The sequence below is a fragment of the Chamaesiphon sp. OTE_20_metabat_361 genome (genome assembly GCF_031364565.1).
The window spans coordinates 1-9,433 of the sequence record NZ_JANLWO010000317.1; the positions used below are offsets into that span (position 1 = coordinate 1).

The 9,433-nt window shown below is 46.7% G+C and carries 8 protein-coding genes; 5 read left to right on the forward strand and 3 right to left on the reverse strand.

Annotation, left to right across the window (positions count from 1 at the left end; genetic code table 11):
• Nucleotides 1–64: 64 nt before the first annotated feature.
• Complete coding sequence (aat, locus tag RMO35_RS09350; protein WP_309740506.1) at nucleotides 65–655, forward strand: leucyl/phenylalanyl-tRNA--protein transferase; 591 nt, start codon at nucleotides 65–67, stop codon at nucleotides 653–655.
• 156 nt (nucleotides 656–811) lie between these two features.
• Here the strand turns inward: aat and RMO35_RS09355 are convergent, their stop codons facing one another.
• Nucleotides 812–1,234 carry a response regulator gene (locus RMO35_RS09355; protein WP_309740508.1) on the reverse strand — a complete coding sequence of 141 codons (423 nt, stop codon included), beginning with the start codon at nucleotides 1,232–1,234 and terminating at the stop codon, nucleotides 812–814.
• A gap of 1,171 nt (nucleotides 1,235–2,405) precedes the next feature.
• Between RMO35_RS09355 and ilvA the strand changes: the two genes are divergently transcribed.
• Nucleotides 2,406–3,923, forward strand: coding sequence for a threonine ammonia-lyase, biosynthetic (gene ilvA, locus RMO35_RS09360; RefSeq protein ID WP_309740510.1), 1,518 nt, complete (start codon nucleotides 2,406–2,408; stop codon nucleotides 3,921–3,923).
• A 189-nt stretch (nucleotides 3,924–4,112) separates the two neighbouring features.
• Here the strand turns inward: ilvA and RMO35_RS09365 are convergent, their stop codons facing one another.
• Nucleotides 4,113–5,504, reverse strand: a complete 1,392-nt coding sequence (locus RMO35_RS09365) for a caspase family protein (protein ID WP_309740512.1) — start codon at nucleotides 5,502–5,504, stop codon at nucleotides 4,113–4,115.
• A gap of 225 nt (nucleotides 5,505–5,729) precedes the next feature.
• Entirely contained in the window at nucleotides 5,730–6,275 is a 546-nt protein-coding gene (locus RMO35_RS09370) for a chemotaxis protein CheW (RefSeq protein WP_309740515.1), read from the reverse strand.
• A 414-nt stretch (nucleotides 6,276–6,689) separates the two neighbouring features.
• On the opposite strand from RMO35_RS09370, the gene RMO35_RS09375 reads away from it, so the two are divergent.
• The 3 genes from RMO35_RS09375 to RMO35_RS09385 all read left to right on the forward strand — a co-directional run bounded on the left by RMO35_RS09375 (nucleotide 6,690) and on the right by RMO35_RS09385 (nucleotide 9,244).
• Nucleotides 6,690–7,958, forward strand: a complete 1,269-nt coding sequence (locus tag RMO35_RS09375; protein WP_309740517.1) for a response regulator — start codon at nucleotides 6,690–6,692, stop codon at nucleotides 7,956–7,958.
• Between the two features lie 113 nt (nucleotides 7,959–8,071).
• Complete coding sequence (locus tag RMO35_RS09380) at nucleotides 8,072–8,434, forward strand: response regulator (RefSeq protein WP_309740518.1); 363 nt, start codon at nucleotides 8,072–8,074, stop codon at nucleotides 8,432–8,434.
• Nucleotides 8,435–8,740: 306 nt separating this feature from the next.
• Complete coding sequence (locus RMO35_RS09385) at nucleotides 8,741–9,244, forward strand: chemotaxis protein CheW (RefSeq protein ID WP_309740520.1); 504 nt, start codon at nucleotides 8,741–8,743, stop codon at nucleotides 9,242–9,244.
• Nucleotides 9,245–9,433 lie beyond the last annotated feature (189 nt).

Consider the following 9,433-nt stretch of genomic DNA (forward strand, 5'->3'; position numbering starts at 1 on the left):
ACCTCTTACCTCTTACCTCTTACCCTAATCCCTATCCCCTATTCCCTATCCCCTATCCCCTAAAATGAAATACCACATACCGGGAATTATCGAGGGTTACTCGCAGGGTTATTTTTTGATGGCAGATGATGAGGATAGCGAACTTCAGTGGTATTCTAGCGACAAACATGCGCTGATTCCGCTCGACGATCGCTTTCGGTACCCGACATCATTGCGACGCGTCATCAATCAAGATCGCTTTACTGTCAGGATTAATGGGGATTTTCGAGCGGTTGTAGCAGGTTGTGCCGATCGCGATACTACTTGGATTTCTCGGGAGCTTCAGGAGATCTACTGGGAGTTGTGCCAAGCGGGTTGGGCGTATAGTTTTGAGACTTGGCAAGGGAACGAACTCGCTGGCGGTATCTTGGGGATTGCTATCGGTGCTGCCTTTATTGGCGAATCGATGTTTTTTCATATTCCCGAGGGATCGAAAGTGGCGATGGTGCAGTTAGTCAATCATCTCCGCCAGCAAAATTTTCGGCTCTTTGACGCCCAAATGACCAATCCACACCTCGAACGATTTGGTGCATATACGCTCGGTACCGAGCGATATCAAAACCTACTCCAAGTCGCGATCGCCCAGAAGTGTCAATTTAATCCTAAGATTATCTAGAAAATAACCCCAATCGGGATTTTTGGACAAGCAGGATTCTGTCTACTAACAAGTAGTCTAGTCCCGCCTCTGCTACAACCTAAAGCCTAATCCCTAAAGCCCAAAGTCTAACCCCTATCCCGTCTCTGCTACAACCTAAAGCCTAATCCCTAATCCCTACCCCGCCCGCAGTTGTTGACGATAACGAGAATGCAGTAACAAACTTACCTTGCCTAGTAACTCCTCGATTCCAATAGGTTTGCCCAGTAAATCGTCAGCACCACATTCAAGTCCATACGCGGCTTGAGAACTGTCGAGTGCCGTAAATAAAAGGATGGGCGTCAAATCCCAGGTAGGATTACCTCTGATGCGCTTAGTCATTTCAAACCCGTCAATATGAGGCATGTTGATATCGAGCACGATCAAATCTGGCGGTAACAATTCCATAATTTGCAGGGCAATGTTTCCGTCGGTATAGGCGATCGTCTCATAGCCTGCGGAGGATAGAATAGCTTCCGTAACGGAGAGGATTTCCGGCGAATCATCAACGATGAGGATTCTATCCGTATGTAACTTGACACCTGTCGCAACTGATTTCATTTATCAAAACTTTTATTTAATAAAGGGATATAAGCTTGTATAGTGCAACATTATAACCGATGTGCGTCATTGAAAATATCAGTAGTTACTAAAAGTCATGGGGATGGCAATCCAGAAATAGATTGGTATCTGAGACACTACCATATCATAGATTCGAGCATTGTTTTAGTTGCCAACGATCGATAATAACCTGACGATCTTAATTGGCGATTGTGCCCGATACGATCCTATTTTGCTCGGTCGCTATGTCTAGGAAGAGCCAGGTCTTCTGAAGCTTTACTGAGTAGCGTTAGCAATACTCAATATCGATCGGCAAGATGACCGACGTGGTAAATGACGATCGCACCCTGAGCGATTTCTCTATATGGCGTTAGCAGGTTTCGGCACGATCGCCCGATCGGCCGATCGATCCCAAACAGTTGGATTTATAAGTATTTTGTCTTGGTATAATTTGCTATATTGAGATCTCGATCGCAATAATTTGATAAAATTTCTAGCAGGCGAACTATTAGACAAACAATTATTCTAATTATTTGTCTAGATCTTAATATCACACGTTCAATAACGATCGATTGAAAAGCAAATCACGAAAGTGTGCTGGCTATTTATTTATAAAACCTCAACATCGAGCGATCGCTATCATTAGGAATTAGATTGGTAATAGCATTAATTTGTCCGAATGTTATTTGGTGTCTAATAAGTAAGAAAATGTGTTGAAATATATAGACTGCTTGGTAATATCCGAATAATTATAGCAACTTTTTTAGGCTCGATCGATAGATATCGCAAGTGTTGCAAGTACAATTTTATACACAAAAATATCCGTTTAGTTGAGTTGTCAGTAAAATTTGAACAGATCGAAAAAGCTCCGTAACGATCGACACAGATGTAAAAAATAGTTTGGTCGGACGATCGCCGACTTATGTGTAAGCTGACAATCTGACGACTATGGTTTCAGCAGATCGGCTCTCCAGCAGGGCATTGCTGAATTGATGTATGATTTCCCTTTTTGTGCAACTCCCAAATCCCCTTCTCCCAGTCACCCAGTCCCCCAGTCCCCCTTTCATACCCAGATTCAGCAACGCCAAATAAGGTTAGGGAAGGTGAAGGCGAGCGACGCCAGCAGAAGGACTGTAGACTAGATCTACATTCATCCACACTTGCTCCGCTCATGTCTAGCGATCCTGACTACCTCCAAAAAATCCTGACGGCTACCGTCTACGATGTGGCGATCGAATCACCACTCGATCGCGCTCCAATCCTCTCCGATCGTTTGAAAAATCAGATTTTGCTCAAGCGAGAAGACATGCAGCCTGTTTTTTCCTTCAAGCTGCGCGGGGCTTATAACAAGATGGCTAAACTGCCGCCGGAATTGTTGGCGCGGGGGGTAATTGCGGCTTCGGCTGGGAACCACGCGCAGGGTGTGGCGTTAGGTGCCAAGCAACTGGGCACTACTGCGACGATCGTCATGCCAGTGACGACGCCGCAAATGAAAATCGATGCAGTTGCGGCTCGGGGTGCAGAGGTAATTCTCTCGGGCGAGACTTACGATGATGCCTATGCTTATGCCTGTCAGCTTGGCGCAGAGCGGGGTTTGACTTTTATTCATCCTTTTGACGATCCCGATGTAATTGCCGGACAGGGGACGATCGGGATGGAGATTTTGCGTCAGTATCAACAGCCGATTCATGCAATTTTTGTCGCGATTGGGGGTGGTGGGTTGATTGCTGGGATTGGCGCATATGTCAAGCGGTTGTATCCCGAGATCAAAATTATTGGTGTGGAGCCAGTCGATGCCGATGCAATGAGTCGATCTCTTGCCGCTGGGGAGCGAGTCAAACTCGATCGGGTGGGTTTATTTGCCGATGGGGTGGCTGTGAAGGAGGTAGGGGTCGAAACCTTTAGATTGTGTCAAAAGTATGTCGATGAGACGATCCTGGTCGATACAGACGACATCTGTGCGGCAATTAAGGATGTGTTTGAGGACACTCGATCGATCTTAGAACCTGCGGGGGCGTTGGCGATCGCAGGTGCCAAAGCCTATATCGAGCGCGAGGAAATCGTGGGTAAAACCCTGGTGGCGGTGGCTTGTGGTGCCAATATGAATTTCGACAGGCTGCGATTTGTCGCCGAGCGGGCGGAAGTTGGCGAACGCCGCGAAGCAATTTTGGCGGTGACTATTCCGGAGGAGCGGGGCAGTTTTCGGCGCTTTTGTACCTGTTTGGGGACGCACAATCTCACGGAATTTAACTACCGGATGGCGAATGCGACTCAAGCGCATATTTTCGTCGGCGTTCAAGTCCAAAATCGGGCAGATACTGCGACGATTATTGCTAAATTGGTAGCTGAAGGCTTTAAAACGATCGATCTAACCGATGATGAAATGGCTAAGCTGCACCTGCGACATCTCGTCGGCGGACGTTCGTCAGTGGTGCAAGACGAACTGCTCTATCGGTTTGAGTTTCCCGAACGCACGGGCGCACTCACCAAATTTCTCAATAGTATGAACCCCGAGTGGAATATCAGTCTCTTCCACTATCGCAATCACGGTGCCGATTACGGACGCATTTTAATCGGGATTGAGGTACCACCGACGGAAATGACTGCTTGGGCGGATTTTCTCGATCGCACCCCCTATCGTTACTGGGACGAGCGCCAGAATCCTGCTTATCAGTTGTTTTTGAGTTGAGGCTTAAGCCACTTGCTCAGTCTCTACTGGATGTATGCAGGTTGGCTAGACTTCGTTTGAGTTGGCTTACCCCCCCAACCCCCCCTTATCAAGGGGGGGCTTTCGCTCCCTCCCCTTGATAAGGGGAGGGCTGGGGTGGGGTAAAGGACTACGCAGCAACTCAATTAACTCGTGTATAAATCGTAGCGCCTAGCCCTGGGGCAATTTATTTTTCCACTCCAACATCGAACCCTGAGCCGTGCTGTAGTTGGGAGCATCGCGGGGCACCATTCTCGCGGTGTCGATCGCAATTTGCCAGTGTTGCTTATCGGCATGACTTTGGGCAATTTGATAGATTTCTTGCGACCATAGCTCGATCGATTGTTTGACTTCTGAAGCTACTTCTGGCGTACTCGCGGTAATCTTGCGGGCGGCGAGGATCGCTTGATAGCGAGATGTGGCATCACCAGGTCTGATATACATTCTGGCTTGTTGGAGGTCGGGGATCGGTTCGGTCGCCGCCACTACGCCGACGGAAACCGAACTAGTCAGATCGTTGGCAACTGGTCGCGCCATTGGTTGACGTTCGGCGGGCATTTGGGAGTTAAACACAAAAATTCCCGCACCAGCACCGACGAGCATCGTTAGTAAAAAGCTGACTTTTGCCCAGTTAGGAATCTCTTTGCGGATCGGTTTGGGCGCAGGTCTTTTGACGATCGCGCCAGTCCCGATCGATTCGGGCGTCACCAGCGACACGCTCAGCATTGGCGGCGTGTAAGGTGCATAAGTATCCTGACTGAATTGCGGCTGTGTCGGCGGGCTGTAGACCACCTCTGGGACGGTTGCCGAGATCGATGATTGAGTTGTCGCCGAGAACACCGGACGATGCTCCGAGACGCCTTTGGGGATAATCGCCAGGGGGGTTTGGAGTGGTTTCCAGTGATGTTCGCTCAATTCGGCAAGGCGACTGGTGAGGTAAGTCTCGATCGTTTCGAGGTTGAGATCGGGATGATAATTTAGGGCTTCGAGTAGCGCTGTCGTAAATAAGCCATGTCCCAATCCCGCATCTTCATTAGAAAATTCGTGACTTTGACAAGATAAGAAAGTAGGGATTTGATATTCTTGAGCGAGTTTGGCGGTGGTGTTACCAATACCGCCGCCGAGCGATAGATGCTGCGAGTGATTGGCATCGAGAAAGACCAGGGCATTGACGCCAATATCGCGGAACTGCTGATAGAGTTGGCGAATTGAGATACAAGTATTGGCAAGATCGTCGGTCTTGCCGTCGATCGGGATTAGATAATCTTCATCGCCAAAGCTTACGCCACAGCCACTAAAGAAAAACCATACTAAATCTCCATGATGGAGGATCTCCCAAGACCACTGTTTGATCCAGCGATTGATGTTTTCGCGGGTGGGATAAGTCGATTTATTGGCAGCCTCTCCCGACATATCGGTCAAGAGTAGACACTGTTGCGCATCCCAGCCCGCTGCATCTACAAAAAAATGCTCGATCGCCACAGCATCAGCCATGCCATAACTCAGCGGCGGCAAGAACTGGTATTGATTGATTCCGATCGAAATACACGTCTGGTTTGCCATTTAAAGTTCGATAATTTTATAGACTAAACTGCTGTGCAATCGCCTGAAATATTCCCTCTAGTTTAACATCAACCCATGCAAAGTCTTCAGCTCTTTGGCGGAGCTGTATAATTAGTAACTAAACAATCACATTTCAATACTGTGCGCGCTATTTTTTAGGTTGAGCTTTATGTTTATATTACCCTAACAATTACCGTTACAGGTTAGCAAATAAAGCCGATCGATTTACGCTGGCGCAGCTAAGGTGACGACATCTAATAAAAAGATCGATGGTCGATCGGGTAAGTCGATCGACATGGCACTGACGCAATGGATCTTACTATGTTGTTGATAGATCGCAGGTAGTGGTTTAAATGCCGAAAGCGGCATCGATTGGATAATTGGCGGTGAATCGAGCGGCACACCGACTAAGCGATCTGGTTCTGGCTCGACGATCGCTAAATATCTCACCGCTGGTGCTGTTGCATCTGCACCCAGGTGGGACGAGGTGGGTAGCAATGTCTGGGTACTGCCAAAGATGCGCTGACCGATATCAATAACGACTAGTTCTTGACCTTGATATGTGGTCAAACTCACTCCAGTCTGATTGGAATCGCCATATAATCTCGATTTAACTCGGTCGCCCAAAGCATTAAGGGCAATTACTTTATGAACTCGATCGAGTGGGAGTGCAAAAGTTTGAGCGCGTAGCTCGAAGGTAATCAGCCGCTGGGTGACTTCTACCTGCTGCGCTGCTAACCGTCGCGATCGTAATGGAGAATAAATAGCCATAGGTGTCTAGCGGATCGATACTTTCCTTTATAGTTCCACTTTTGGAGTCAAAAGTTGCTAAGAGGGGATAGGGGATAGGGGATAGGGGATAGGGTAAGAAAGAGGTAATGGGTAAGAGGTAATGGGTAAAAGGTAAAAGGTAATGGGTAAGGATGTTAAGACGCAAGCGTCTCACCATCTCCCCTATTCCCTATCCCCTATCCCCTATTCCCTATCCAACGACTTTCTCAAGCAGATGTCGTTTTTTGGATTTAACTAGGGAAATATAAGTAAGACACGCATTGATGCCCACGAGCGATTCTTCACTTTTGGCGGGGCGAACCAACGGGTTTGAGCCAACCAAATATTTAGTCTCGATCGCGATCTATCCCTGCTCTTGCAAATTTTAAGTCCACTAAGCTATGAGTTCGAGCCATGAATCAGGGTTCTAGCAGCGTTGCTGATACCGAAAGAACATTAAACCCCATCAAGTTATTAGAACAGTTAGCTACTTCCCAAGCTAAAGGTTGTTTGCGGATTGTTGCCAATGACATTGTTTGGTTACTGTACTTTTATGAAGGTAAATTATTTTATGCCAATCATTCTCTCGAACCGATCGAGCGTCTGGAACAACACCTGCGCCGACTCAGCCCAGTTGTTTTAGCAAATCAGGTTTATACAGATCTGCGCGAACAGCTCAAAGACGCTAATTTTGAGGCTACTTATCCCAGTCTCGATTATCAGGCAATTCGCTGGGCGATCGCCCAAGGGCATATTACCGAGCAAACTGCTGGTGCCCTGGTCAAAAGTATCACCAAAGAAGTACTTCAATCTTATTTGTTGATTACGGCTGGGAAGAGCGAGTTGATATCTCGCGATACGGCTTTTCCGATTTGGTGGAGTGGTAACTTCCTGTTTGTGACAAAAGAGTGCCAAACAGAGTTACAAGCTTGGCAGGCATTACAACCAGCCATTCAATCGCCTTATCAGCGTCCGTATTTGATGAATGTCGAGCATCCTTTACTCACGCCAGATGTTAAGGCGAAATTGAGTAAAATCTTAATCGGTTTTAGCTTTCGACAATTGTCTTTGTTGCTCAAACAAGATGAATTGACAGTCGCTAATAACTTACATCGACTGATTAATAATCGGATTGTCGGTTTGCGTCCGCCACAACCACCATTCGATCGATTACACAAGCTCTATTTGGTGGAATCAGATCGCGAACGCTTTGATGAAAAAGCGCAGACAATTACCGCCGCATTCGCAGCAGTTGCCGATAAATCCGGTGCGAGTGATGTTGCAACTGGCGACCTCATCGAACAAGCGACTTACAAGATTGCTTGTGTAGACGATAGTCCGACTATTTTACGGGAAATCAATCGCTTTCTCGATGGAGATAGTTTCAAGGTCTTCCCGATCGTCGATTCCGGCACGGCTTTAATGAAGATTATCCGCATCAATCCTGACATTATTTTATTAGATGTCGGAATGCCGACGATCGATGGCTACAAACTTTGCTCGATGCTCCGCAAACATCCAGCATTTAAAAAGACGCCAATTGTGATGGTAACGGGAAATACGGGCATTATCGATCGGGCTAAAGCCAAAATGGCTGGTTCGACTGATTATATGACCAAACCGTTTACGCAAGCAGGTTTGATCGAGATGGTGTCCAGACATCTGATGGCAGAACACCAGTAAATTAATTAATAATTAATAATTATTAATTATTAATTACCAAGCATTTTATAGATAGCTTAAAGCAGTTAATTAGTAAGTTTAAACAATTCTGTATATTTAGGAAAAGTGGAGTAATGGTTAAGATTTTAGTTGTTGAAGACACCCCCTCTGAGATGCAGTTGATGACTCTTTATCTAAAAGATAATGGTTATCAAGTTGTCTCGGCTGATAATGCCAAAGATGGTTTGAGTTTAGTCGATAAAGAAAAGCCCGATGTCGTCATTACCGATGTCGTAATGGAGGGAATGAATGGGTTTGAATTTTGTCGGACATTGAAAAAAAATCCCGATACTGAAAGTATCCCCGTGATTGCTTGTACATCTCGCTCTCAAGATTTAGATAAATTATGGGGCAAAAAACAGGGTGTAGATGTTTACGTCACTAAACCCTACTCTCAAGAAGATATTATCAAAGCTATTAAATCTGTATTTAATTAAATTTACGGGTAGCGAATTAGGTTTGTTGGAATCGAGCGTAGTCCTTTACCCCACCCCAACCCTCCCCTTATAAAGGGGAGGGAGCCGGAAAAGCCTCCCCTTTACAAAGGGGAGGGAGCCAGAAAAGCTCTCCCCTTTATAAGGGGAAAGAGCCGGAAAAGCCCCCCCTGCTTGGTGCGCTAACACTGTCGGGGAACCCGAACAGTGCGCGCATCCGCTTTATAAGGGGGGGTTGGGGGGGTAAACCAACAGTCTATCTATTCTCTACCCTCTCCCACCTCCCCCCTCCCATCTCCCATCTATCTCATGAGCGTCACTACCTTACCCAACAAGAGATCGAGCAGAACCAGCGGTGATATGTTTTTGCGGCTCAAGCTCGACGAGCAAACTTACGCCGTCGTACCGATGCTGCAAACCCAAGAAGCGATCGTGCTACCTGCTGGGAGAATTTCGGTAATTCCCAATTTGCCATCGCCGATTTTGGGGTTATTCAATCGTCGGAGTAGCTTATTGTGGCTGGTAGATTTGCCGGAAATCCTCGGTTTAGAACCACTCGATCGCCATGCACACAGTTACGATATTGCCCTTCTAAACGTTGCTAATGTCCCGCTGGCGGTTGCAGTTCGATCGATTCAAGGAGTGACCCGATTTGCCCACGAACAAATCGAATCGCCGATCGGGAGTTTTAATCCAGCATTTACGCCTTATTTACGCGGCTGGATTTTACAAGAAAAAGAGTTGGTATTGGTACTAGAACCCGAGGCAATTATCAATGCCCAGGTGTTGAACCAATTGACAGTTCACAGTTGATAATTGCTGTTCGCGGTCGAGGTTTTTTCCCCAGCCGCAGCGATCGAGAGTCCGACAATCCAGTTTGCGATCTGTAGAGATCGATTATATTAATTACATCATCTAATTATGAATCAGTTTAACGAAGCAACTCAATTTAATGCTAGCGATCGTCCAGCAAACTTAGCGACTACATCAAAGTGGCGCAAT

Excerpts from the sequence above, each read along its gene's own strand:
- aat (WP_309740506.1), top strand. The coding sequence starts at position 65 with ATGAAATACCACATACCGGGAATTATCGAGGGTTACTCGCAGGGTTAT.
- RMO35_RS09365 (WP_309740512.1), bottom strand. The coding sequence starts at position 5,504 with ATGGCAAACCAGACGTGTATTTCGATCGGAATCAATCAATACCAGTTC.
- RMO35_RS09370 (WP_309740515.1), bottom strand. The coding sequence starts at position 6,275 with ATGGCTATTTATTCTCCATTACGATCGCGACGGTTAGCAGCGCAGCAG.
- RMO35_RS09375 (WP_309740517.1), top strand. The coding sequence starts at position 6,690 with ATGAATCAGGGTTCTAGCAGCGTTGCTGATACCGAAAGAACATTAAAC.
- RMO35_RS09385 (WP_309740520.1), top strand. The coding sequence starts at position 8,741 with ATGAGCGTCACTACCTTACCCAACAAGAGATCGAGCAGAACCAGCGGT.
- RMO35_RS09380 (WP_309740518.1), top strand. The coding sequence starts at position 8,072 with ATGGTTAAGATTTTAGTTGTTGAAGACACCCCCTCTGAGATGCAGTTG.
- ilvA (WP_309740510.1), top strand. The coding sequence starts at position 2,406 with ATGTCTAGCGATCCTGACTACCTCCAAAAAATCCTGACGGCTACCGTC.
- RMO35_RS09355 (WP_309740508.1), bottom strand. The coding sequence starts at position 1,234 with ATGAAATCAGTTGCGACAGGTGTCAAGTTACATACGGATAGAATCCTC.